This window comes from Phytoplasma sp. (genome assembly GCF_035187685.1).
In the GTDB taxonomy this organism is placed as follows: Bacteria; Bacillota_I; Bacilli_A; order Acholeplasmatales; family Acholeplasmataceae; genus Phytoplasma.
Genome location: NZ_CP131022.1, coordinates 287,148 through 313,650, shown reverse-complemented (window position 1 = coordinate 313,650; position 26,503 = coordinate 287,148). Strand labels below are relative to the sequence as shown.

Below are 26,503 nucleotides of genomic sequence, written 5' to 3'. Positions count from 1 at the left end.
TTATTACTTTAATATTTATTCAAATTCAAAAGAGAATTCAATTCTTTTTCATCTATTATTTTAATATTGAACAAACGAGCTTTTAGCAATTTAGAACCGCTATTAACACCTTTAATTAAATAATGCGTTTTTCGAGAAATATTATCAAGAACAAAAGCACCACATTTTTCTAAAATAACAGTTATTTCTTTTCTTGAATAATTCTCAAAAATGCCTGTCAAAACTACTTTTTTATTTTTAAATATATTATCGAGCGTAACATTTTCAATTAGATTATTTAAAGTTCCAAAAATAATTCCTTTAGATTGTAATAAATCAATTTCTTTGATATTATCTTCGTTTTGAAAATATTTACAAATACTATGAGCTATTTCAGGTCCTATTTCAGGAATTTGAACTAATTCTTCAAAAGTAACTTTTTTTAAATTCGTAATATGTTGAAATTTATGATTTAATAACTTAGCTATTTTAATACCTACGTGATCAATCCCTAAACCATATAAAATTCTATCAAAAGTTTGATTTTTACTGGCTTCTAAAGCGTTTAAAATATTCATTATTTTTTTGTCTTTAAAACCAGGCAATATTTTTAATTGTTGATATTTATCTTTTAAAGAATATAAATCAGAAATTCTTTTAATTAGCTTGTTTTGAAAAAAAGTAATTAAACTTTTTTTTCCTAAAACATTAATATCCATTGCTTCACGAGACACAAAATGAATGATTTTTTTAATTTGTCTTTCTTCACAATCGTCATTTAAACAAAAATAATCAACTTCTTCATCTTTTTTCGTTAAAGATTTATGACAAAAAGGACAATCAGAAATCATTTTAAAAGGAATTTGATTAGTTCTTTTTTGTTTTACAACTGCCACAATTTCAGGAATAATAGAGCCTGATTTATGAACTACAACAAAATCATTAATACGAAGATCTTTTTTTTGAATATAATCATAATTATGAAGTGATATTTTAGATAATAAACTACCATCTATGATAATAGGTAAAATATAAGCGATAGGAGTTAAAACTCCCGTTCTACCAATTTGAAAATCAATATTTCGAATTATTGTTTCGCCCTTTAAAGAATTAAATTTATAAGCCACAGCCCATTTAGGAAATTTAGTTGTATAACCTATTAAATCATGAAATATTAATTCATTTACTTTGATGACAACACCATCTATATCATAAGGCAAATTTGTCTTTATTTTTGTATAATAATCGATTTTTTCTTTTAAAGCTTCAAAAGAAAAAACAACATCATAATAAGGGTTAATAGAAAAACCCATTTTTTTTAAAAATATTAAAACTTGTTCTTGAGTTTTAATAAAAATAGGAGGATTAACAATAGAATAAATAAAAGAAGATAAATTTCTATTAGCAACTATATTAGAATTTAATTGTCTTAAAGTTCCTGAAGCAGCATTACGAGGATTAGAAAATAAAATTTTATTTTTAGCTTTTTGTTCTTTATTTATTTGTTCAAAAGAATCGTGATCAAATAAAATTTCCCCTCTTACCTCTAAATCTATTTCTTCCTTAATTTTTAAAGGGATATTTTTGATAGTTCTAATATTATCAGTTATTAATTCACCTATATAACCGTTACCTCTTGTTGCAGCTTGAACTAAAATACCTTTTTTATATTTTAAATTAATTGCAACGCCATCAATTTTAGGTTCTAAAATAAAACAAAAAGGAATATTTTTTTTTAATACACGTTCACAAAAAAGTTTTAATTCTTCAAAATTAAATACATTATCTAAAGATAACATCGGTAATAGATGTTCTGTTTTCTCAAACTTAGAACTTAAAAAACCACCTACCTTTAAAGTAGGACTATAAGGAAGTTTATATTCAGGATATCGTTTCTCTAACAAAAATAATTCTTTTAATAAAGCATCATATTGATGATCTATTAATTCTGTTTTGCTCAAATGATAATATTCATAATTAGCTTTATCAAGTGTATCTGTTAAATGTTTAATTTTATTTTTTATTTCTGATGTCATCGTGAATAACCTTTATCGTGATTACTTTAACATTATATTTATATTTTTAAATTAAATAATTTTTTGGCATTATTAGTTGTTTTTTCAGAAATTTCTTGGAAACTAATGTTTCTTAACTTAGCTATTTTTTCAGCTATAATTTTAACAAATCTAGGTTCATTTCTTTTATTTTTGTCTAAAGGCGAAGGAGTTAAAAAAGGTGAATCAGTTTCTAATAAAATTTTATCCAATGGAATTTTTTTAGCTATTTTATGAGCTTCCCCAGCTTTTTCATAAGTAACAATACCGCCCAAGCCTACATAAAAACCTAGTTCTAAAGCTTGTTTTGCTTCTTCTAAATGGTTGGTTAAACAATGAAAAACTCCTTTTATTTCACCTTTATAAGGTAATAAAATTTGATATATTTCATCAAAAGATTCTCTAGCATGTAAAACAATAGGTAAGTTATATTTCAAAGCTAATTTTATTTGAATTTGTAAATTTTGTTTTTGAATGGGTAAAAATTTTTTTTCATGATACAAATCTAAACCGATCTCTCCTACAGCAACCACATGTGGACAATTAAAATATTTTTCAATACTCAAAGGATCTTCATTCAACCAATAACAAGGATGAATTCCAACGGCAACTTTAATACAAGAATTTTTAACAGCTAAATCAATAGCTTTTTCATTTGTTTCTTTATCAACTCCTGGAACGATAAAATATTTCACATCGTTGTCATATGCTCTTTGCAGAACTTGATTCAAATCTTTATTAAAATTTGAAAAATTTAAATGAGTATGTGTATCGATTAACATATTTTATTTCTCTTTTAACAAATTAATTTTTATTATTAATATTTTATTCAATAATGAAATAAAACCCAATTATTTGGGTTTTATTTCATTATTATATATATTTTTAAAATTTTTTTTATCATATTTATTTTATAATAAACATTACATATGAATAGGTTTATCGATTACTCCTAAAAAAGTTTCTAAGATCATTTCTGATAAACTCGGATGAGGGTGAATTGTTTTAACTATATCATGAGCTGTGCCTTGGAAACCCATGGCAACCCCTATTTCGCTAATCAATTCTGTAGCATTACAACTTAATATATGCATACCTAAAATTTTTAAACTATCTTTTTCAACGATTACTTTAGCAAAACCATCAGTTTCGCCATCAGCTAAAGCTTTTCCAATAGCACTTGCAGGGAAAATAGAAACTTTATAACAGATTTGTTTTGTTTTAACTTGTTCTTCAGTAAGTCCTATAGATGCTATTTCAGGAAAACCATAAACACAATAAGGGACACAATTATAATCCATAGGAATAAGATGATCTTTATAATTTAAAGCGTGAGAAACAGCTATTATGCCTTCATGACTAGCTACATGCGCTAACATATATTTGCCATTAACATCTCCGATAGCATAAACACCTTCAACAGAAGTTCTTAAAAACTCATCAGTAACTATTCCTGTTCTTTCTATTTTCAAATTCAATTTTTGAATTCCATCTAAATTAGGTTTAGTACCGACAGCCATTAAAATTATATCTGCTTCATCTTGATAAATTTGTTCATCTTTTTTATAATAAACTTTATTATTTTCAATTTTTATTACTTCAGAACATGTATAAATTTTAATATTATCTTTTTTTAATTTTTTGGCATAAACATTAACAATATCATAATCCATGTTACTTAAAATATTTTGTTGTCTTTCTATAATAACAACTTCCGAATTAAATTTATTAAAAATAGATGCAAATTCTATTCCTATAACTCCGCCACCAATAATAATTATTTTTTTAGGAAACTTTTCTAAATTAACTAATTCTTTACTAGTATAAAGGTATTTATTTTCATAAGATTCTTTAACGCCAGGAATAGGTGGAATAAAAGCACTAGAACCTGTGGCTATAATAAGTTTTTCAGTTTCTAATGTAATTTCTCCTACTTGAACAATATTAGGAGTTAAAACTTCTGCAAAAGACTTATAAAGATCAATTTTATTTTTTTTTAATAAAACATTAATACCATTAAATAACTTCTGAACTATTTTATTTTTACGATTTAAAATAGATAACCAATCAAAAACAATATCACTATTTTTCTTAAGACCGAACTGTTCTATATTCTGAGCTAAATCAAACATTTTAGCGCTTTTTAAATAAGCTTTAGTTGGGATACAACCATAATTTAAGCAAATACCACCAACTTTATGCTTTTCTATTAAAGCTACCTTAGCACCTAATTGAGCCGCTCTAATAGCAGAAACATAACCGCCGGGCCCGCCACCAATAATTAAAATATCATATTTTTTCATATATTATTTTTCTTTAAAAAATATGCTTTTCTAATTCAATGATATCATGTAACAATGTAGAAAGTTTATTGATAAACCTAGAAGCATCAGCGCCATCTATAATACGATGATCGAAACTTAAAGATAAATGTAAAACGTCGGCTATAACAATATTATCTTCTTTAACTACTGGTTTTTTAATAATTTTACCAATTCCTAAAATAGCTAACTCAGGCAAATTAATAATAGGTGTACACTGTAAACCGCCAATAGTACCAAAATTACTCAAAGTGAAAGTTCCATTTTGAAGTTGGCTCAATGTTAATTTACCATCTTGACCACTTTTAGCTAATTTATGTATTTCTTGGGCTAATTCAATAATATTTAATTTATCTGCATTTTTAATATTAGGCACTATTAAACCACGAGAAGTATCAATTGCAATGCCTAAATTAATAAATTTTTTTATAATTATTTCGTTTTTTTCAGGATCAAAACTAGAGTTAAATAATGGAAATTCTTTTAAAGCAGAAACAACTGCTTTTGCTATAAAAGCCATGTAAGTTATTTTAATTCCTTGTGGTTCTAATTCGTTTTTTAATCTTTTTCTTAAAATAACTAAATTAGTAATATCAACTTCTTCTGTTATAGTAACGTCTGGAATTTCTGTTTTAGCAACAACCATTCTTTTAGCAATTATTTCTCTTATTTTTGATATTTTAATAATTTCTACTTCGTTTGCTGTATTGTTGTTCTCATGTTTTAAATTATTATCATATTTTTTATTATTATTTTCCATATTAATATTAATTTCCTTTATTTAAAATTATTAAAATATTTATTCAATTGTTAATAATAAATCTCCAACTTCTACTTTATCACCTTCTTTAACAAATATTTTTATAATTTTTCCTGTAATAGGCGAAGATATAGGAACAGTAGCTTTATCTGTTTCAACTTCTATCAAATCTACTCCTTCGTTTACTTCTTTTCCTTCTGTATAAAAAATTCTAGTTATTTCTCCTTCATTTACACCTTCACCAATATCTGTAAAACGTAATTCAACCATTATAATAATCACCTTTATTTTTTATTTTTTATTAAACATTTTTTTAATTTTATAAATAATTTTGTCAGGATTTAAATTTTGATGATATTCTCCTCTAGCTAAAGGCATAATAATATCAAAACCTGTAACTCTTTGCGGAGAATCTTTCAAATAATGAAAAACATGTTCGTTAACTAAAGATATGATTTCTCCAGCTGGACCATAAGTTTTTGTTGCTTCATGTACAACTAATAATCTACCTGTTTTTTTAACAGAATTTAAAATAGTTTCTTCATCTATCGGATTGATAGTTCTTAAGTCTATTAATTCTCCGGAAATACCTTCTTTACTTAATAAATCTATTGCTAATTTAGAAATTTGAACAGCAGAACTCCAAGCTACTAAAGTGATATCTTTTCCTTCTTGAACTATTTTAGATTTGCCAATTTCAACTTCATATTCTTCTAATGGCACTTCTTCTTTTTTGCCACGATATAAAATTTTTGGTTCCATATAAACTACTGGATCTGGACTATTAATAGCTGCAATTAAAAGACCTTTTGCATCGTAAGGATTAGAAGGAACAACTACTTTTAAACCTGGAATCGAACCTAAAATTACTTCTAAAGATTCTGAATGATGCTCTAAAGCTTTTACACCGCCACCAATTGGAAATTTCAAAACCATAGGGCATGAAAAACTATTTCTAGAACGATTTCTCATTCTTGCTGCATGAGAAATTAAATCTTGTAATCCGACGTATACAAAACCATCAAATTGAATTTCTGCAATCGGTATTAAACCATTCATAGACATTCCTATAGCACTACCAACAATAGCAGATTCAGATATAGGAGTATCAAAAATACGTTCTTCTCCGTATTTTTGTTGTAAACCAGCTGTAACTCTAAAAACACCACCTAATTTACCAATATCTTGGCCGAACAAAACTATTTTGGGATTTTTAGCTAACTGAATATCTAAAGTATGATTAATAGTTTGCAATAAATTCATTGAAACTTTATGTGAATTCATTTTTTGATTTCCTTTTTAATATTTATCCTATGCACGAATATATTCTTGATCGGAATTAATATAAACTTTAATAATTTATATTGAATTTATATAAACTGAAAACATTATAAAAATTATTTATAAAATTTATTCGATAAAAAACATTTATTTAACAAAATAAAACTTTATACAATTTATGATTATTTTTTATTTTTTAAAAAAGTTTCGTATTCCGAATATTGTTCTATTAATTGAGGTGTCATTTTATCATAAATATGTTCAAAAATTTCAATAGGTTCTACTTTATCACCATAAGACATGATTTTATCATGTGTTTGTTTAACATGTTGTTCAGTTTCTTTATCTATTTCTTCTATCATATCTTGGGTTAAAATATTTTTATTTAATAAATACTTTTGAAAACGAACAATCGGATCTTTCAATCTCCATTGTTCTTCTTCCTCTACAGAACGATATAATTTTGTATTATCATTAGTGGTATGAGCACCCATACGATAAGTTATAATTTCTATTAAAGCAGGCCCTTTTTTTTGACGTGCTCTTTCTACAAAATGTTTAATAGCTACATGGACTGCTAAAACATCATTTCCGTCAACTTGAATACCTTGAATGCCAAAAGCATAAGCTTTTTGAGCTAAAGTTTCAGAATGAGAAGCAATTTTTCTAGGAGTAGAAATAGCATATTGATTATTTTGAATCGCAACAACTAAAGGAGCTTGATATACAGAAGCAAAATTTAAACCTGCATAAAATTCTTCATGAGCTGTTCCGCCATCACCTATTGTAGTTAAAGTAACTTCATCTTTTTTTTGAATTTTACTAGCTAAAGCTAAACCTGCTCCTATATTAACGCTTGAACCTATTATAATATTAACAGGCAAAATACGTTTGTTAGGATCCATTTGAGAACCTTTTTCGTTACCAAACCAATAAAGATATATATTTTCTAAGGAAATACCACGATATAAATACAATCCTATATCCCTGAAATAAGGGGAAATCCAATCTTTATCTTGTAAAGCAGAAGCTATTCCAACTTGTCCAGCTTCATGCCCTTGGTTAATAACATAAGAAAGCATTCTACCTTGACGTTGATATTGAACAGCTTTTAAATCAGAAATACGGCATAAAATCATAATTTTATACATCTTTAATAATTCGCCATCAGATATTTTCGGTTCTAATTCTGAATTAATCACTTTACCTTCTAAATCCAAAATCTGTAATTTTTGTTTTTTTAAAGGATTATATAAATCAAATAATTCCACGATACAACGTCCTTTTTTAAAAATTTTTATCAATCTTAGTTATATATGCAAATATATATTCAATATACATATGAAAAATTTTATATTTTTGTAAAAAATAAATTAAAATGAATAAATTTTAAAAAATAATAATTCATTTATCAAATATAAAATATTATATGTATAATACGAATATTCCAAAATAATTATGATATAAAAAATAACTTTATAAAAACATAATTACTTAATATTTATTTAATATTTAGTAAATTTTTACACATCTACAACTTACTTAATAATTATAACTTATTTTTAAATAATTATTGTTTATAATTCGTAATAAAAATATACTCAACTGATAAATAAATTTATTTTTTTAAAATATCTATGTCTTTAACGATATTTATATTTTAAAAAACTTCTCCAAGATTACTATTTTGAATAGCGATAAATCAAATAAGTTTGAATATGGAATTTGTATTTACATACTTTATTACAAATATACTTTATTACAAATTGTTCCCGATCTAAAACTGTACGAACAAGTGTTTCCAAGTGTACGAACTTGCCATAATTATATCCCTTTCAAGAACTAACGTATATATCTCACTATACGATTCATAATTTATTCAAATTATAATTACTTATATGCTTCGAACTTGTGAAGTTTTATAAATCTTTGTCTTGTATTCTGACTTAGTTTTGCTTCTTCTACCACTAAATAGTATCTTTATCTTTTAAACCATTCGACTTTTTGCCTCGAATTTTTAGGTTTATAACCTTTAATTTTAAGATGGATGAATTATATTATTAATTAGATATATATTGGATTTACTAATCTAATAGTTGTGATGATAATTGTTAAAAACTATACTAATATCTTTTTAATATTATGCACATCCTCATTTCATTAAATTTTCCTTCTCGGTGTTTAAAATTTACTATTTTTATTCCCATTAGAAAAATATTAGATATTTTACATGATATTCATTTGGACTTAAAATAACACATCTTGAATAGTTCATTTGAATTAATTCTAATTCGTATTTTACTCTAATCACATATTCTTTAAATTTATATGACCGATGAAGTTTCTTCTGTTTTTACGTATTATATTAGTATTATCAAACAAGTAATTGATTAAATTACTTATTATGATATATATATCTTTTCACCCTTAAAATTAATTTTTTCTAAAAAACTAGACATCCCAATTGTTTTATATATAACTTAAATTAAAAAATTTTTTAAGGAGTATCCTTTTTTAATTTAAGTTATATATAAAACAATTAGAAGAAAGAGATTTTTATTTTAAAAATTAACTTTTAAAAAAATAAGTCAAACTGTTTTATTTGCTTAATAAAAAATTTGACTTATTTTTTAGATTTTATAATAAATTATTTTTTTAGAACTCAATCTTAGAGTATTCCAAAATAAAATATTATAATAAAAATTTTTCTTTTAAATAATCTAAAAATATATAAGGATTAATTTTGTATTCGCTTGTAGATATATACAATAATTCTCTAGATTTTTTAGACGAACCTAAATGTCTGAAATTTTTATTTAAATAATTATTTAAATATTTAAATTCACCATTTTGAATATCATGTTCTAATTCAGGATATAATTTTTTTAATTTTTTCATTTTCATAGCAGCAATTATCATACCCTTAGCATAACTAGGGAAATAGCCAAAAGCTCCTTGAGACCAATGAATGTCTTGAAGACAACCTTCGCTATAATTACAAGGCATTATACCTAAATATTCTTGAGATTTTTGATTCCAACAATTAGGCAAATCATCTAAAGAAAGTTTATCATTTATTAATAATTCTTCAATTTCAAAACGTAAAATAATATGAAACATATAAGTGATTTCATCAGAAAAAATTCTTATAAAATCAGGTTTAACTTGATTAACTTGTTTATATAATTTATCTGCTTCAAATATTGAATTTGTTTGATTAAATTGGTTGTTTAAAATTTTATTTAAAAAAGAGATAAAAGATTTGGATTTTCCAATTTGTTTTTCCATAAATAAAGATTCGCTTTCATGAAATTGAAAACTTTTAGCTTGACCTACAGGTTGATTTTTATAATTTTCAGGTAGATTTTGTTCATATAAAGCATGTCCTGTTTCATGTATTGTCGCATAAAAAGCATCTAAAAAATTGCTAGGGTTGTATTTTGTTGTCATTCTAATATCATAAGGAGTGCCTCCACAAAAAGGATGTGTAGATTCATCAAGACGACCCTTTTGAAAATCAAAACCTAAAACTTCTGTCATATATTGATTAATTTTTTTTTGCATGTCTAAATTCATTGGTATTTCATTAAAAATTATATCTTTTTGTTTATTTAAAATTTTTTGGATAATAAATGGCAATTCTTTTTTTAAAACTTCAAAAATTTCTTGATTTTCTTTAGTTGTACTTCCTGCATCAAATTTATCTAATAAAGAATCATATAAACTTAAATTAAATTTTTTAGCTCTTATTTTAGCAATTTTTTTAGTATAATCTAACACTTTTTGTAAATAAGGTTTGAATAGATTATAATCATTTTCTTTTTTTGCTTTACGCCAATTAATTTCAGCATGAGCGGTCGCTATAGTCATTTTTTCTTTTAATTCTATCGGAATTAAATTAGCTTCAGTAATTTGTTTTTCTATTTCTTTTACATTAACTTTTTGCCAATCATCTAACAAAGAGAATTCTTTTTTAGTTTGTTCTAATAAATTTTGTATTTCTTGAGATGTTAATTCAGAATGTATTATGTTTTCGACAGTAATAACTTCTTGTGTACGGCTTTCCAATGAATCTTTTTTAATATTACAAGATATATCCCATTGTATTACACTTAAAATATTTTTTAAATGATATATTTTTTCTATTTTTTTTTCTAATTTATTATAATTATTTTGCATCAAAATCACCTTTTTATTAAATTTTTTACTTTTACAAATTTTTAATTTCTTTTTTAATTAGAAAAATCAAAATAAAGAAAATAATATTAATTTTAGTTATTATAATAATATAAATTTTTTATTTTTTTCATTAATTAAATTCAATTAATTAAAAAGCATGTTAAATAGATTTATTATTTAAAATGTAACACTTATATTAAGCCTTCTATTAAACGTTGACTATTACTTAGTTAAAATTTATTAGAATTATCAATATAAAGTGTATTATTTTTGTTTTTAGTCTTTTTCCAAACCAACCAAAAAACTAATTCTACTAAAGCAATAGCAACTATGCCATCCATTATATAATGTTGTTTAATTACAAAAGTAGAAATAAAAACCAAAATAGCGATAATAAATTGAATATAAATAATTTTTTTAGGAATACGTTTGTTTGTTTCATAACGAAAAGGGATGTAACAAAACCAACTATTAGAAACATGTAAACTAGGTAAACAATTTATTCTAATATGATCCATCTTATAAATTCGATCTAATAAATAATCACTTTTAGCTATTAATAAATTAAAAAGTTTGTTATCATCACTTGATGGAATATTTAAATCTATTCCTGAACATTGAATAGGAAAAACTAAAAAAATAATCAAAGAAATAAAAAGAACTATAAAAAAAGATTTAAATAAAACATTTAGTACTTTTGGGTCTTGATCATAATTTGAATATAAATATTTATATACCAAAATTGGAGTTATAGTATACCACCAAAAAATAGAACTTATGTAAATTAAAACAAAAAAACTTGAAAATTTGCAATAAGGAAAACTCAAAAGACCTTTAATTTTTTTGTTTATTCCTAAATTTAATATTTGGATCCAATAATTATTTTTTTGTATGTCACCGCCTATGACAATATATCTTTTAATGGAACTCCAATCAATAAAATATAAAACAACATGATATGTAACTTGCGAAATAAAAATTATAAGAACAAATTTTAAAATATAATTTTTTAAACGTTTATAATTATTTCGATTTTTGTATGATAATGTTTTTTTACAATTGCTTTCTTTTTCCATCTTTGAAATTCCTTTTGTAAAATTTTTTTATAAAAAAATTTGTTAAAACAAATTAAATAATAAATATAATTGTTATTTATAAAAATAATAAATGTTTAAATTTTTTTATTAAGTAATTTTTTTCGATAGAGTATCAAAAGAAATAGTACAGTCTCGTCTGTTTACATTTTTTTGTAATTTAAAATAGTTTCTTATGTGTTCTAAGTAGAAGAGTATATAATAAAAATTGATTAAAAGGCTTCTGAAAAAACTTTCCAAAACTTTAGACACTTTTTATTTTTTAAAAATTTAATAAAAAAATAAAAAAATAGCTTTTAGCTAAATTAAATTATTTAGCTAAATTAAATTATTTATCACTACTTCAAATATTTTCAACATCTAAGATAAATAATTTTTCTAAATAAAAATGATATAATATATGAAAAAAATTAAATTTTGTTACAGTGTTTTTAAATTTTTTTATCTTAGTATTATATATGAACAAATAAAGTATTAAAAAATATGAAATTATAAACTTAATTTTAAATCTTAAAAAGTAATTTTAAAGATTTAAAAGATAAAAGTTGCATTTAAAAAAAGGAACAGGGTAGTTATCAATTAATTTATTATATATTTTTTAACAATTCTTTTGTTTTTTATTTTGATAAAAAAAGATAAAAAATAAAAAAATTTGAAAAGATAATAATAAAAATAAATTTATTATAATACTTATTATAAATGTTAGAAATTTAATTTATATAAAGGGAATAAACTTCTGTTAAAAAAATATAATCAAAAAAATAAAAAAGAATAAAGAAAACCAATATATATTTTATCATGTGTTATAATGTCTTGAGTTATATAAAATAATAAATAAAAAAATATTAAAGGCAATAATTTATGTTCAAAAAATAAAATTTAAATCATAAAATATACAAAAAAACGATAATTAACAAAACAAATTAAATTTAAATAAAATAAATATTTTAAATATCTATTTGTATTAATTAAATTTAAAAAACCAAATGCGCTAATAAAGTGTTTTCTCTCATAAATAATCCAAGAGAAAAAATTTCTCGAAGAATATTGCGATGCATGAAAAAAGGCTTAAAAACATATACAAAAGAACAAAAAAATTGAAAATTAATAAAATAAATCATTATAATGTTTTATTTACATTTTCCATCAAATTCATCATTTTTATTATCTTCGTTTTTTTTAAAATTTTAAATATTAATAAATAATAAAAAAATTATAAAATAATATTATAAGCAGCAAACTTAAACAATATCAAACATATCATTATCTTTGTACTTAAAAAAAATAAAATCCATGATTATAAAAAAAAAAACATAATTTTTGATTACTTTTTAAACTTTTTTTATCTTATAATTTAGTTTTTTATTATAATTTAATTGTAATAAATTTTTCGATAAAAAATACATAATTTTTTTTAAAAAATAAATAAGAAAGACGATTTTAATTATTAATGAAAATAGGTTTATTTTTAGATTGTTGGGAACCATTTATCGGTGGCGTCGTCGTCTCTACTAAATCACTGAGACAAGGTTTAGAATCTTTAGGCCATGAAGTTTATATTATAACAACAGAAGCTGTTCCAAAACATAAAGAAGAAGATCCTTATATCATTAGGATTAAGGGAGCAATACCATTATTTTTCAAAAGTGTAAAAGGTTGCCGCTTAGTTATAACATATAAAAAACATATCTCTCAAATACAAGCTTTAAATTTAGATATAATTCATGTTCATACAGAAGCAGGAATAGGATATTTAGGATTATATATTCATAAAAAATTAAACATACCTTTAATTTATACAATGCATTCTATGTATCATGTTTTTTTAGAAAAAAATAATTTTCTTTGGATTAAAATATTTAGAAAAATAATTATAAAATTATTAGATCATATTTTAAAACAATTTATTTCAAAAGCTAATATAATTGTCGTTCCTACTAAAAAAACTTTAAATTTTTTAACAAAACGTTATCCGATAGACAAAGAATATAAAATTATTCCATCTGGCATTCAATTACAAAAATTTAATCCGGAAAATTATTTTGAAAAAGAAGTAAATATTTTAAAAGAAAAGTTAGGTTTAACAGATTTTTTTGTTTGTTTATTTATAGGAAGAATTTCTAAAGAAAAAGAAATTGATTTTCTTATAGATAATTTTGCTGTTTTTCATAAACAAAACGATAAAAGTAAATTTTTAATCATCGGCGATGGACCTGAAAAAAAAAATTTACAAAAAAAAGTTAAAAAATTAAATTTAAAAGACAAAATTATTTTTTTAAATTTTGTTCCTAACGATCAAATAGGATTATATTATCAATTAGGAAGCGTTTTTCTTAATGCTTCTTTATTCGAAACTCAAGGTTTAACTTATATTGAAGCTTTATCTGCCTCTTTACCAGTGGTAGCTCGTTATGATGAAGCATTAGATGGAGTTATTCAAAATAATGAAAATGGTTTTTTATATAATGATAAAGAAGAATTCTTTCAAGCTTTAAAATGTCTTTATAAAGATAAAGTAAAACATGAAAAAATGTCATTAAAAGCTAAACAATCCACTTATAATTATAAACAAGAGATATTTGCTGAAAAAATGATTGATGTTTATAAAATAGCTATATCTAGGAATAACAAATAATAATTACATAATTATATCAAAATAAACAAATAAATATAAATTGTTTTACAAAAAATAAACAATTTATATTTATTTAAAAAATATTATATTAGTTAATAATATTAACTTAAACTTCATAATAAAAACTTGATTTGCTGATATTTCAATCGTTATTTATATTTTTATATTTTTATATTTTTATATTTAATATATGTAAATAATTTGTTTTTTGAATACTTCGATATATAAAAGTTACTAAAATGCCAACCAACAAATTATTGATAAAAATTGGTACAAAATTAAAAAGCCAAATAATTAAAATAAAATAATTATTAATTAAGTTTTTTAAATTAGGCCACCATGTAACTCGGTGAACTAACGTTTTATAAACTTTGCCATAAAAATAAATGCCATTTGTAGTTAAAATAATACTTTGAATTAAAATTATTAAAAACAAAAATAACCAAAATTTTTGAAAAACTATTTTTCTCTTTTGTTCTATATTATATGAAGCAAAAAATAAACCTAAATAAACAAAATTACAAAGAAAATGTTTTAATAAAATTTGAGAAAAAACAAAAGCATTAATGCCAAAATCTTTTATAATGAAATAATCATAAATTTGTATATAATTTGTATACTTAGACAAACCCGATAACAAACCATAAATTAAAACACCAAATAAGCTATAATAAAAATCCGAAATTAAAATCATAAGAATCAAAGTAATACTAGGCAATATAATATAATTATTATAAGTAAGAGGTGTGTTATAAGAAAAATATTGTTGAAAATAAATTAAAGTTAAAGATGAACCCGTCATAATAGATATAAAAATTATTTTTTTTAAATTCATTTGAGTTCCAATCTTATTTAATTTATATTGCGTTTTTGTAAAAAAATCAACAAACTAGTTATGTCTTCATATATTATTTTGGATTTTTAATTTTAATCTTATTTTAATATTTTGTATATTATTAATTCTAAAATAATTAAAATTTATAATCTGTTTTTTTTAATAATGATTATTTTAAATAAGGATTAAATGTTTTCTTTTTTATCATTATTATTTCTTCTGTATAAATAGGAAAATCCTGGATAAAAGGAGTCTCTAAAATTTTAGGTAGATGAGATAATGTCGAATAATAAATAATTTTAATTAAAGCTTCAAAACCTATACAACCATAACCAATATTTTCATGACGATCTTTTTTACTACCTAAATTATTCTTAGAATCATTGATATGCAAAACAGTTAAATATTTTAAACCAATAATATGATCGAATTCAGATATAACTTGATCAAAATTATGTTTAATATCGTAACCAGCATCGAACACATGACAAGTATCAAAACAAATACCTATTCTATCTTTACAATTTATTAAATTAATAATTTCTTTTAATTCTTGAAAAGTTGAACCGATTTCTGTTCCTTTCCCAGCCATAGTTTCTAAAGTTATTTTTATTTGTAAAGAATGTGTATTTGTTAAAATTTGATTAATTCCGGAAGCAATCAATTGAATTGCTTCTTTTTTGGTTTTTTGCAAAGCATTGCCCGGATGTAAGACCATTTGGGGAATTTTTAATTGATCAAATCTTTTCATTTCTTCAGTTAAAAAAGAAATAGCAAAATTTCTTTTTTCAGAAAACACATTAGCTAAATTAATGATATAAGGTGCATGACCTACTAAATCATTTAAATTAATATTTGTCTTTTGTATTTCTTGTAAGGCTTCATTTAAATAAGTATTTGTTATATTAACTCTTTTAGTATTTTGAGGAGCTCCTGTATAAATCATAAAAGTGTTAGAACCGAAAGATAAAGCTTGTTTAACAGCATCTAAATAAAACCCAGGGTTTTTAAAAGATACGTGGCTACCTATTTTAATCATTTTTTGTTCCTTTTCAAAGGAATATGTTTTTTATATTTATGTTGAATCGATAAATTTCTTTTTTTACTAGAATAAATATTTTTCTTTTTTTTGAGATCGGACAATGAATTATTCTTGTTTTTATCTATATCAGTTTTTATTTCACGAAAACCATTTTCAGTTAACATTATTTTGTTAAAACAAATACCATAATTTTTTTTAATTTTAATTAAAGAAAGTTCTTCTTTTTCATCATAAAAAAGAATTACGTTGCCTTCTTTTCCCATTCTACCTGTTCTACCGCTGCGATGTTGAAAAAATTCTAAATTTTTCGAAGGCAAATCATAATGAATAACCCATTGAATATCTAAATCTAAACCTCTAGCTGCTAAATCACTAGCTAAAATATATTGATATTTCATTTTTTTAATTTCTGTCATCAAATATTTTCTCTTTTTAACTAACAAATCAGAAGAAAAATTTAAAACATTAAAATTATTGCTTTTTAACTCGTTATATATTTTTAATTGTTCTGTTTTTTTGGAAAAAAAAATCAAAGCAGAAAAAGGATTTAAATTTTTCATAAAATGTTTCAAATCATTTAAACGCTTTTGCAAAGAACTTTGTAAAAGATAATATTTAATATTTAATTTTTGTTGCGAATGAACATCTAAAAATAAAGATTTACCAAAATATTTTTGGATAAAAGTATTCATGTTATTAGTGATGGAAGCTGAAAATAATAAAATTTTAGGTTTCCATTTTGATAATAATACATCCAATGTATACAAAGAATTTTGATCAAATAAAGCATCCGCTTCGTCTAAAATTAAAAAAGAAGATTTATAAATATTAAGTTTTTTTAAAACAACTGTATATTCATTTAATTTATTCAAAGTAGTTATAATCAAAGGGGGTTGATTTTTTTCTAAACTTTTAGAAATCTTTTGTTTATCCATACCACCATAAAAAATTTTAACTTGTGAATTTCTTTGTTCTAATTCCTTTAACATTTTAAAAACTTGAAAAACTAATTCATTAGTCGGAACAACAATAACTGCTTGAATAACATTTAGATTCCAATCAATTTGACTTAAAACAGGCAATAAATAAGCATGAGTTTTGCCTGTTCCTGTTGGAGCACTTCCAACTAAATGATAAGGTTGCTTAAAATTAGCAAATACTTCTTTTTGGATAGGTGTTATTTGTTCGAATTTTAATTGTTTTAATTTTTGTTTAATATAATTTTCCATGTTCAATCCTTTTATTTAAAAAAATGATTTAAAACATTCTTTTTTTATATAATATATATAAGTTTAAAGAATTTTTTTATTATTTTTTTTTAAATTAATCAATATAAATCGCAAATAGTCAAATTCTATAAAAAAATGAGGTCTTCCCAAATGAAAAAAAAAATAGATTTTCCAAAAAATAAAAAATCTAACAAAAAAATGTATTATAATAATTTCCCTAAAAAGAAAACATCTTTAATGCAAAAAATTTTTTTTATAATGCTAATTATAATTTTGTTAGTGCCGTTTATTTTAGCTATAAAAGAAATTATCACATTTATTTATAAAAATTTATCAAATATAGTTTAATAATTTAAAACGAGCTTTTACAAAGCTCGTTTGTTTTATATTTGTTTTTTTGAATATCTTCATAAATCAAATGTAAAAGTTTATTATTAAATTTATATTGCTTTCCATCACTTAAAGTAGAATATTCTTTACTTAATTCGATAGCTTCATTAATAATTATTTGATGGGAATTTTGTTTTTCTAATAATTCTAACGTAGCTAAACGAATAATTGCTTTATCAACTTTATTTAATCTATTTATACCATAACCATATAAGTTTTTATTAATAATTTTATCAATTAAACAAATATTTTCGATAATATGTTCTAAAATCAAAATATTTTTAACTTCATTAAAATTTTGATTGCTCAATTCCTCTTGATAAAAATCATATTGATATAAACTAGTCATAATTTCTAATCTTAATTTTCTAAAATTTTTTGGCAACATAAAAGAATTCTTTTCCAAGAGAACAACCTATTCTATTTAGAATTTAAAGATAAATTAGTTAAAAGTGCTTCTTGTAAATATTTTTCAACTTGAAGCCAATTTATAACATTATAAAAAGCTTCGATATAATCTGGGCGACGATTTTGATAACTTAAGTAATAAGCATGTTCCCATAAATCTAATCCTAAAAGAGGATGTCCCATCTCTAAAACTGTATTTTGATTTGGAGTATTAATTATTTTTAAATTATTTTGAAAATCACAAATTAGCCAAGTCCAACCGCTACCAAACACATTTTTAGCTTTTATCCCGAATTCTTCTTTAAAATTTTCTAAATTTCTGAAGGTTTTATTAATTAGATGGCATATTTCAAAAGAAGAATTACAATTTGTATTTAATTTTAAAAGAGTCCAAAAAAAAGAATGATTAAAATGGCCTCCTCCATTATTTAAAACTATTTGTCTAATATCTGAAGGCAAAAAAATTATATTTTTTAATAAAAAATCTAAATCTTTATTTAAAATTTGATGTTTATTTAAAGCTGCATTTAAATTATTAATATAAGTTTGATGATGTTTAGTATGATGTATCTCCATTGTTTTAGCATCTATAAATGGCTCTAAAGCATCGTAGGAATAATTTAACTCTGGTAATTTAAATAAATTTTTTAACATAATCACAAATATATCCTTTTTTTAAAAATTTTACAATTAATTATTTTATTATTATCTAAAAAACTTAATTCAATTAAAATTATAACACTTAATTACTATATAAAAAAATAATATTAAAAAATTTAAAATATTTTGCGAAAAATTTATAAAAAACAATTATAAAAATTTGGATTAATTTCAAATTTTATAATATAAGAATAAAAATAGCCTTAAATCTAAACTATAATGAATTTTAGATAAAATTATATTTTAAAAATTAAAAATTATTAACTCTGAAAAGACTTTAATTGGTTTTTTTATTTAAAAAAGACGATTTATATCAAAAAAAAAAAAAAATATTACAATAAACAGTAAAAATTAAATTATGAACCAAATTTATAAACCACAAAATCCAAATCAAAAACAATTACTTTTGTTATTGTCGTAATCTTAATATCTATTATATTATTAATTGTATGTTAATATTTTATGTTTTCCGAAAAAGAAATACAAAATAACCCAAGTGAATACGTTGAAAACCAAAATCAAAAAATTTAATCTATATAATTACCATTTAAACACAACTACAACAAAAAAATAAACCACATCTCCAAATTCTACCCTCAAAAAGAAAACATAATCAAAAAAACTGATTTTTTAAAAACGACAGGCAAAACAATCGAATACATCTCAAACTTCCACCCTAAAAAAGACAACAAAACAAAATATACTCAATACAACTCTGGCAACCAAAATCCAAAAAAAAATTAATTTTTATGAAAAATTACAATTTATATAAACAAATTTGTTACTGCCCGGGACAACAAAACCGTTCACTATATGAGCAAAACCAACAATAAAAACAAGGAAAATAAAACATTTTATTAAAAAAGGACCAAAAAAGTTAAACACATTCGTAAATATAATTATTCATAAAATTTAGTCAAAATAATCTATTTCCCGAAAAAAATAAAGAAAAACACATCAAATTTTAATTAACAACGAGGAATAAGAATATTCAACTAACCAATTATTATGAAAACACCATTTTCGACAAAATAAAAATATAGAAAGTAAAATCAATTATAAATAAAGTTCTAAAAATAATTTTCATCATTCTCATAAATTCTCGATATTTATCGTTATATCAGTTTGTTTGTAGTTTATATTAAAAATATAACAAATCCACATAAGAGCCAAAGAGAAACCTAATTAATTCCAGCATAATAAACTGGGGCGCTGGATAATAACGCACAAGTTATTTTCTCGGACCTCCTAAACGAAAGAATAGAAGGTTACAGCAGATAAAAGAAGTTAGTTGAGGGGAAATTACTACCTGACAATGACCTTACAAGAACAAAGAATCATATAGAAAACCTTGAAAAAAGCCTAAGTGCACAAAATAAAGTAATGTTAAAACCGAGTTGGAAATAACTGATAAAGATTTGCAAGAAGGGATAAATTAGATGGATTAGATATCTAATTTAATTATTTCGGATTTTAAGATAAAATCTGTCTGGTTTTAATACCAACCCTTCTTGACCCTACCTAGCTAAACGATGTTAATCTACATAATTAGTAATAATTAGTTAAAGCCAAGGTTGGCGTACCTAAAAAGAGTTCACGTAATTAATAAGAGTAACTTTCATCTTCCTAAAAGACTCTCCGTAAGGAAAACATAATTAAGTTTATGGTCTCAAGAAAAAAACAGAACCATAGTAGTCGTTAGAGTAAAACTTAGATTGGAATATACTAAGATAATTGCCCAACCAAGAAGTCATGGAAAACATGATATAGGGCGAAAGGAGAATTAAATTTCGTGCTTTAATTTTGGATGAAGAAAGGTGGTTAACTTGATGTTAACGATTGAATCAACTCAAAAAAATTCTAAACTTTCGACAAAATTAAAGCAGTTACAAATTATAAGCTAGAAATTTAAAACCTCGGTATGATTGGAAAATTACTTTTGTACGGGGTGGTGCGCGAAAAGTCCCCATTTTAAATAACCAAAACACAATGAATCTATTACGATAATTTAGTTTCTATCTAAAAAAATTTTTCTAACTAAATTATTTTTTAAAATTAAGTTTTTAGCAAAAAAATCTTTTTTTTTTTTTTAATAAACAATTTGACTTAATTAAAGACTTTCTAGCGGTTCTATATTTTGGAACTCAATAAAAATATAATTTCAATATTTTTTATTATTAAAATGAATTAAAATTACAAAAAAAAGTTATAATCAATATGTAACTTTTTCGAATCATATCACAAACATATAAAATATATTATATGTCTCAAAATATATAAAAAATGTCTTGAAATTTATATAACAAAAGGTAAAGAAAAAATGTCCCAAATTATAATCAATATAATTACCTATTTTTTATTTTATTTGTTTGGTTCTATCCCTGTAGGATTAATAGTAAGTAAGTTATTCCAAAATAAAGATTTACGTTTGTTAGGTTCTAAAAATATAGGTTCTACAAATGCAGTTAGAGTTTTAGGTTTCAAATATGGTTTAATAATTTTTATATTAGATTTTTGCAAAGGTTTTTGTTTATTAGCTATAAAAGACAAAGAAACTTTTTTTATCAGTGGTTTATTAGTGATTATAGGTAATATGTTTTCTGTTTTCAATCGATTTAAAGGAGGGAAAGCGATAGCTACTTCCGTAGGTTTTATAACAGTTATCAATCCTTATATTGGCATCTCAGGAATTATTTTTTTTGTTATTTTTGTTAGAATTTCAGGATACGCTTCTTTATCTTCTATTTTGGCTACTTCAATAATTAATATTTTTTTATGGATTTGGTATTATATTGACGAAGGCCCAAAAACTATTAAAGTTTCTCAACTATTAATAGTTTTAATCATTACTATTATGATTTTTATAAAACATACTAATAATATTAAAAATTTAATAAAAAGAAAAGAAAATAAATTTTATTTTAACAAAAAAAAATAATTTTCTATTATATTAAAAAAATATTTTAAAAAAATGTATCTAATTACGTTTTCGATTTACACTTTAAATAGATAACATTTTATTAAAATACTTTTTTGTTATAAAAATCAATTAAAAATCAATTTTGGAGGCCCTGGACGGATTTGAACCGCCGATCAAGCTTTTGCAGAGCCATGCCTTACCACTTGGCTACAGGGCCTTGAGAATTTCTTTGTAAAAAAGAAAAGATTATTCTTTTTGCATTAAATTTTCGATATCTTCTATTTTTCTAGGAATATTTTCAGTTAAATTTATATTACCACTATTTCGAATTAAAATATTATCTTCAATTCTAATTCCTAAATTAAATTCTTCAAAATATAAACCAGGTTCAACTGTAATAACACTATTATTTGGGATAGGTTCGTAAATATTTCCGACATCGTGCACTTCTAAACCTAAATAATGCCCTAACCCGTGATAACAATATTTTTCTATTGTTTCATTTTCGCCTAAAAAACTATTTGCTCGTAAACGTTTAGTTAAAATTTCTTTGCCATATTTATTCATTTGTGCAAAAGTATACCCTGGTTTAATCCATTCAATAATTTTTCTATTAGCTTCTAAAACTATATTATAAATAGTTTTTTGTTGAAAAGTAAATTTTCCGTCGGCAGGAAAACAAACTGAAATATCAGAAGAGTAATTATTATAATTAACACCTAAATCTAACAAAACTAAATCATTAGCTTTAATTCGGCTTTTTTGTTTATTATAATGTAAAATAGTAGCATTTTTTCCAGAAGCTACAATAGCATTAAAAGAAGGACGAAGAGCATGATTTGCTAAAAAATAATTATAAAAAGATGTTATTTGATATTCATACATACCTGTTTTTAACATTTGAGCTATTTCTCTCAAAGCTTTATCATTAAAAGCAATGGCTTTTTTTATAAAATCAATTTCTTGTTCATTTTTAATAGTTCTCATTTTTGATAAAAAACGACAAATATCAAAAATTTTGACATAAGGATAATTTTTTTGAATATAATTAGCTTTAGATAAATATAAATTTTCAAAATCATTTATATTTTTTTTAGATAAATCTAAATAAAAATTATCAATAAAACTGTATTTAGAATTTTGTAAAGCATTTAAACAATTAAATAAAAAAGAATCTATAAAATTTATATCTAAGCAATTTGATAAAGGAATAGAAGTTAATTTTGATGCTTGTTCAAAAGTTAAATTTTCTCCATCCCATTTTTGTTTTAATAAATCATTAGGCTTTAAAAACAAAAAAGTCTCTTCATGACCACGGATACTTTTAATAAGTATCAAAGCAACATTATTTTCTTCTATTCCTGTCAAATAGTAAAAATTCTTATCCAATTCAAAATTCATATTTAGCACAAAATTACTTGGATTAGAAAAAAACAAAGCAATACTGCCTTTGTTCATATTAGCAAAAACTAAAGAACGATTTTTTTTATAAAAAGAAAGCATTTTATTAAAACTCACAATTTTTTTATTTTTTTTCTCTATGAAGAGTATGTTTACGTAAAAAAGGGCAATATTTTTGGAATTCTAAACGTCCAGGAGTTTTTTTCTTATTTTTAGAAGTATGATAATTTTCTCTGCCACATTCTGTACAAATTAATTTTACTAAATTATTCATTTTTAAACCTTTTTTATTATTTACAGTATTTTACAAAATTAATTATAATAAATTCATATAATAATTTATTTTCAAAAATATTATTTTTATTAAATAAACATTTAATAATTTTAATTTTAAAAAACCAAAAGATATTATAAATGACTTTTTGTATTTGGATAAACAAATTATAAATAAAATCTTTTGGCACATTCACTTTTTATTTGTTTAATTAACATAAATATCTGCGTTTAAAATCATAATAATTAATTATTTTTTAAAATATATAATTAGAAAAAAATATTTTTTTATTTAAAAGAATCTTTAACTTTTTTACTAATTTTAAAAACTGGTACATCTTGTGCTGGAATAGTTAAAACTTTTTCACTTTTAGGTACTTTACAAATTCTTTCTTTTCTATGTTTTAAATGAACTGCTCCTAAATCACCAACAATTACTTTAATTACTTTAGCATCTGGATTATTTTCTTTTTCTTCTTTTAAACTTTCCACTACTATTTTATTTAAGGAAATTAAAAATGTCTCTATTTGATCTTTTTTAACTCCTAATTCTTCAGATATTTTACTAATCAATTTTAATTTATTCATTGTTTTATAATCTCCTATTTTTCATTAATTTTAAATTTTTTATATAAAACTAATAAAATTCTAACATAAAAAATAATATTATCAACATAAATTAATAGAATAAAACAATTTTATTATTTATTTGGTTATTTTTCTAAAAGATTTAATAAAATATTACTAATAGGTTTGTTGTTAAAAACTATTTGATAAGCACTTTTAATAATAGGTAAATTAATTTTATTTTGAATAGCTAAATGATAAAAAACTTTTAAATTATAAATACCTTCAATAACTTGATTAGATTGTTCATAAATTTGATTTAAAGTTTGACCCATTTGAATTTTTTTGCCAGCTTGATAGTTACGAGAATTTTCATTAAAAACAGTAACTGATAAATCACCTAATCCTGCTAAACTTAAAACAGTATCATCAGAAATAGAATTAGAAAATGAAATTAAAATTTTTTTCATTTCAAAAATTCCAAAAGTAATAAATGCTGAACGAGCATTATGAGCAAAATTAATACCATCATCTAAAAGACCACTAACTAAAGCTAAAGCATTTTTAAAAGAAGCACAAATTTCACATCCTAATACATCATTAGAAACAGTTACTTTTAAATATCGTGGATTAGAAAATATTCGTGCAATATTCAAAGCAAATTCTTGATTCAAAGAAGAAACCATTAAAAAAGTAATTTTTCTTAAAATAACTTCTTCTGCATGCGAAGGTCCTACAAGAAAAGCATAATTTTTTATTTTATTTTCATTTATTTCTTCTTTAATAATTTGACAAATAAGTTTATTACTTTGAAATTCGATCCCTTTAGAAACATTAATAAAGTTTTTTGGAACAGTTAAATTTTGATTAATTTTTTTGAATAAATGTCTCATATTTTGAGCCGGGATAGCTAAACAAATGAAATCAGAATAATTAAGTGCTTTATCTAAAGAATCAGTAGCTTGAATTTTTTCAGACAATACAATATCAAAAAAAGGATGTTTTTGTTTATTGATTTGTTGAATATATTCAAAATTATTATCATAAATTAATACTTCGTTTTTATTATCTGTTAAAACTTGAGCTAAAGTTGCGCCCCAAGCGCCACCGCCAATAATAGTAATTTTCTCCATTACAAAAAAACTTCTTTCTTTTTAAAAACTATTTTTAGAGGTATTCCAGTTAGTTCTAAATTTAGTCTTAATTGATTTTTTAAGAATCTTTCATAAGAAAAATGAATAAATTTCGGATCATTAACTAAACAAAGAAATTCTGGACATTTAGTTGCTGTTTGTTTTAAATAATAAAATTTAGCTTTTCCTTGATTAAAAAAAGAAGGAGGATTGATTTGAGTAGCTTCATTTAAAATATCATTTAACACATGAGAAGAAAACTTTTGTTTATAATTTTCAAAAACTTTATTTAACATTTCAAATAAAGTATGAATTCTTTTGTTATATTGAGCAGACACAAACACAAAAGGCACATAATTTAAAAATCTAAACTCTGTTCTTATAAGATTTTCAAATTGTTTAATATATTTTTCGTTTTCTTCTAATAAATCCCATTTATTAAAAACAATAATACAAGGTTTAGAATAATTAAAAATCAAAGAAGCAATATTTCTATCTTGTTCAGTAATTTTTTGACTTATATCTAATAAAAAACAAACAATATCACTTCTTTCGATAGCATCTAAAGCTCTTAAAAAGCTATATTTTTCATGCGTTTCATAAATTTTCTTTTTTTTTCTAATTCCAGCAGTATCTATTATATGATATCTTTTATTATTTCTGTTAAAAATAGTATCAACGGCGTCTGTTGTTGTTCCTGGAATATCAGAAACAATCATTCTGTCTTCGGATAACAAAGAGTTAGTTAAAGTAGATTTACCAACATTAGTACGACCAACTAAAGAAAATTTTAAATCTTCTATCTCATTGTTAGTAATTTCTTTAGAACGAGGTAAATAAGAAACAACTTTATCTAACAATTTTCCGATACCAATCCCATGTTGTGTACTAATACCGATGATATCTTTAAAACCTAAAGAATAAAAATCATAAACATTTTCGTATAAATTCACATTATCTATTTTATTAACTGCTATAATAACGTTTTTATTACTAGAATGTAAAAGTTTAGTTATTTCTAATTCTTCTTCTAACAATCTAGTTTGCCCATCAGTAACCCAAATAATTAAATGACATTCAGAAATAGCTAATTCAGTTTGATATTTAATTTGTATCATCAAAGGAACATCATCAAAAGTAATTCCGCCTGTATCAATGATAAAAAATTTTTGATTAAGCCATACAGCTTCAGCATAAATGCGATCTTTAGTTGTTCCTGCTTCTTCATAAACAATTGCTAATCTTTTATTCAAAATACGATTAAATAAACTTGATTTTCCTACATTAGGTCTACCTATGATAGCTACTTTGAATTTCATATTTTACTCTTATTATCGACAAT

22 protein-coding genes and 1 tRNA gene are annotated in these 26,503 nt (G+C 22.7%); 3 read left to right on the top strand and 20 right to left on the bottom strand.

Going from position 1 to position 26,503, the window contains the following annotated elements; genetic code table 11:
• Positions 1–8 precede the first annotated feature (8 nt).
• The 9 genes from ligA to Q2306_RS01410 form a co-directional block, all read right to left on the bottom strand.
• Positions 9–2,015 (bottom strand): NAD-dependent DNA ligase LigA, encoded by a 2,007-nt coding sequence (gene ligA, locus Q2306_RS01450; RefSeq protein ID WP_323847535.1) that lies wholly within the window; start codon positions 2,013–2,015, stop codon positions 9–11.
• 38 nt (positions 2,016–2,053) lie between these two features.
• The gene (locus Q2306_RS01445) at positions 2,054–2,815 is read right to left on the bottom strand and encodes a TatD family hydrolase (protein ID WP_323847534.1); all 762 of its coding nucleotides are present in this window, start codon (positions 2,813–2,815) and stop codon (positions 2,054–2,056) included.
• 141 nt (positions 2,816–2,956) lie between these two features.
• Entirely contained in the window at positions 2,957–4,336 is a 1,380-nt protein-coding gene (gene lpdA, locus Q2306_RS01440) for a dihydrolipoyl dehydrogenase (RefSeq protein ID WP_323847533.1), read from the bottom strand.
• Positions 4,337–4,349: 13 nt separating this feature from the next.
• Positions 4,350–5,114, bottom strand: coding sequence for a dihydrolipoamide acetyltransferase family protein (locus tag Q2306_RS01435; RefSeq protein WP_323847532.1), 765 nt, complete (start codon positions 5,112–5,114; stop codon positions 4,350–4,352).
• Between the two features lie 39 nt (positions 5,115–5,153).
• Positions 5,154–5,384, bottom strand: a complete 231-nt coding sequence (locus Q2306_RS01430; RefSeq protein WP_323847531.1) for a biotin/lipoyl-containing protein — start codon at positions 5,382–5,384, stop codon at positions 5,154–5,156.
• A gap of 21 nt (positions 5,385–5,405) precedes the next feature.
• Positions 5,406–6,398 (bottom strand): alpha-ketoacid dehydrogenase subunit beta, encoded by a 993-nt coding sequence (locus tag Q2306_RS01425; RefSeq protein WP_323847530.1) that lies wholly within the window; start codon positions 6,396–6,398, stop codon positions 5,406–5,408.
• Positions 6,399–6,577: 179 nt separating this feature from the next.
• A complete protein-coding gene (pdhA, locus tag Q2306_RS01420; protein ID WP_323847948.1) occupies positions 6,578–7,669 on the bottom strand; it encodes a pyruvate dehydrogenase (acetyl-transferring) E1 component subunit alpha in 1,092 nt (363 codons plus the stop codon).
• 1,417 nt (positions 7,670–9,086) lie between these two features.
• On the bottom strand, positions 9,087–10,574 hold the full coding sequence (locus Q2306_RS01415) for a carboxypeptidase M32 (RefSeq protein ID WP_323847529.1): 1,488 nt from the start codon (positions 10,572–10,574) through the stop codon (positions 9,087–9,089).
• A gap of 230 nt (positions 10,575–10,804) precedes the next feature.
• Positions 10,805–11,650: a phosphatase PAP2 family protein gene (locus Q2306_RS01410; RefSeq protein WP_323847528.1), complete on the bottom strand. Its 846-nt coding sequence runs from the start codon at positions 11,648–11,650 to the stop codon at positions 10,805–10,807.
• 1,468 nt (positions 11,651–13,118) lie between these two features.
• Between Q2306_RS01410 and Q2306_RS01405 the strand changes: the two genes are divergently transcribed.
• Positions 13,119–14,303: a glycosyltransferase gene (locus Q2306_RS01405; protein ID WP_323847527.1), complete on the top strand. Its 1,185-nt coding sequence runs from the start codon at positions 13,119–13,121 to the stop codon at positions 14,301–14,303.
• 169 nt (positions 14,304–14,472) lie between these two features.
• Here the strand turns inward: Q2306_RS01405 and Q2306_RS01400 are convergent, their stop codons facing one another.
• From Q2306_RS01400 to Q2306_RS01390, 3 genes are all read right to left on the bottom strand, one after another.
• Positions 14,473–15,138 (bottom strand): hypothetical protein, encoded by a 666-nt coding sequence (locus tag Q2306_RS01400; protein ID WP_323847526.1) that lies wholly within the window; start codon positions 15,136–15,138, stop codon positions 14,473–14,475.
• A 169-nt stretch (positions 15,139–15,307) separates the two neighbouring features.
• Positions 15,308–16,177, bottom strand: coding sequence for a deoxyribonuclease IV (locus Q2306_RS01395; protein ID WP_323847525.1), 870 nt, complete (start codon positions 16,175–16,177; stop codon positions 15,308–15,310).
• On the bottom strand, positions 16,174–17,409 hold the full coding sequence (locus Q2306_RS01390) for a DEAD/DEAH box helicase (protein ID WP_323847524.1): 1,236 nt from the start codon (positions 17,407–17,409) through the stop codon (positions 16,174–16,176). The genes Q2306_RS01395 and Q2306_RS01390 overlap by 4 nt, the downstream gene beginning before the upstream one ends.
• Positions 17,410–17,559: 150 nt before the next feature.
• Between Q2306_RS01390 and Q2306_RS01385 the strand changes: the two genes are divergently transcribed.
• Complete coding sequence (locus tag Q2306_RS01385) at positions 17,560–17,757, top strand: hypothetical protein (RefSeq protein ID WP_323847523.1); 198 nt, start codon at positions 17,560–17,562, stop codon at positions 17,755–17,757.
• 4 nt (positions 17,758–17,761) lie between these two features.
• Here Q2306_RS01385 and Q2306_RS01380 read toward each other — a convergent pair whose 3' ends face one another.
• Both Q2306_RS01380 and Q2306_RS01375 read right to left on the bottom strand, forming a co-directional pair.
• Positions 17,762–18,187, bottom strand: coding sequence for a transcription antitermination protein NusB (locus tag Q2306_RS01380; RefSeq protein ID WP_323847522.1), 426 nt, complete (start codon positions 18,185–18,187; stop codon positions 17,762–17,764).
• Between the two features lie 32 nt (positions 18,188–18,219).
• Positions 18,220–18,861 (bottom strand): superoxide dismutase, encoded by a 642-nt coding sequence (locus tag Q2306_RS01375; RefSeq protein WP_323847521.1) that lies wholly within the window; start codon positions 18,859–18,861, stop codon positions 18,220–18,222.
• A 2,338-nt stretch (positions 18,862–21,199) separates the two neighbouring features.
• On the opposite strand from Q2306_RS01375, the gene plsY reads away from it, so the two are divergent.
• Positions 21,200–21,805: a glycerol-3-phosphate 1-O-acyltransferase PlsY gene (plsY, locus tag Q2306_RS01370; protein WP_323847947.1), complete on the top strand. Its 606-nt coding sequence runs from the start codon at positions 21,200–21,202 to the stop codon at positions 21,803–21,805.
• A 125-nt stretch (positions 21,806–21,930) separates the two neighbouring features.
• Here the strand turns inward: plsY and Q2306_RS01365 are convergent.
• The 6 genes from Q2306_RS01365 to der form a co-directional block, all read right to left on the bottom strand.
• Positions 21,931–22,004, bottom strand: a tRNA-Cys gene (locus Q2306_RS01365).
• Between the two features lie 29 nt (positions 22,005–22,033).
• Entirely contained in the window at positions 22,034–23,305 is a 1,272-nt protein-coding gene (locus Q2306_RS01360; RefSeq protein ID WP_323847520.1) for an aminopeptidase P N-terminal domain-containing protein, read from the bottom strand.
• A 7-nt stretch (positions 23,306–23,312) separates the two neighbouring features.
• The gene (gene rpmG, locus Q2306_RS01355) at positions 23,313–23,462 is read right to left on the bottom strand and encodes a 50S ribosomal protein L33 (protein ID WP_323847519.1); all 150 of its coding nucleotides are present in this window, start codon (positions 23,460–23,462) and stop codon (positions 23,313–23,315) included.
• A 287-nt stretch (positions 23,463–23,749) separates the two neighbouring features.
• On the bottom strand, positions 23,750–24,049 hold the full coding sequence (locus Q2306_RS01350) for an HU family DNA-binding protein (RefSeq protein WP_323847518.1): 300 nt from the start codon (positions 24,047–24,049) through the stop codon (positions 23,750–23,752).
• 125 nt (positions 24,050–24,174) lie between these two features.
• A complete protein-coding gene (locus Q2306_RS01345) occupies positions 24,175–25,161 on the bottom strand; it encodes an NAD(P)H-dependent glycerol-3-phosphate dehydrogenase (protein ID WP_323847517.1) in 987 nt (328 codons plus the stop codon).
• Positions 25,161–26,480 carry a ribosome biogenesis GTPase Der gene (der, locus tag Q2306_RS01340; protein WP_323847516.1) on the bottom strand — a complete coding sequence of 440 codons (1,320 nt, stop codon included), beginning with the start codon at positions 26,478–26,480 and terminating at the stop codon, positions 25,161–25,163. The genes Q2306_RS01345 and der overlap by 1 nt, the downstream gene beginning before the upstream one ends.
• Positions 26,481–26,503 lie beyond the last annotated feature (23 nt).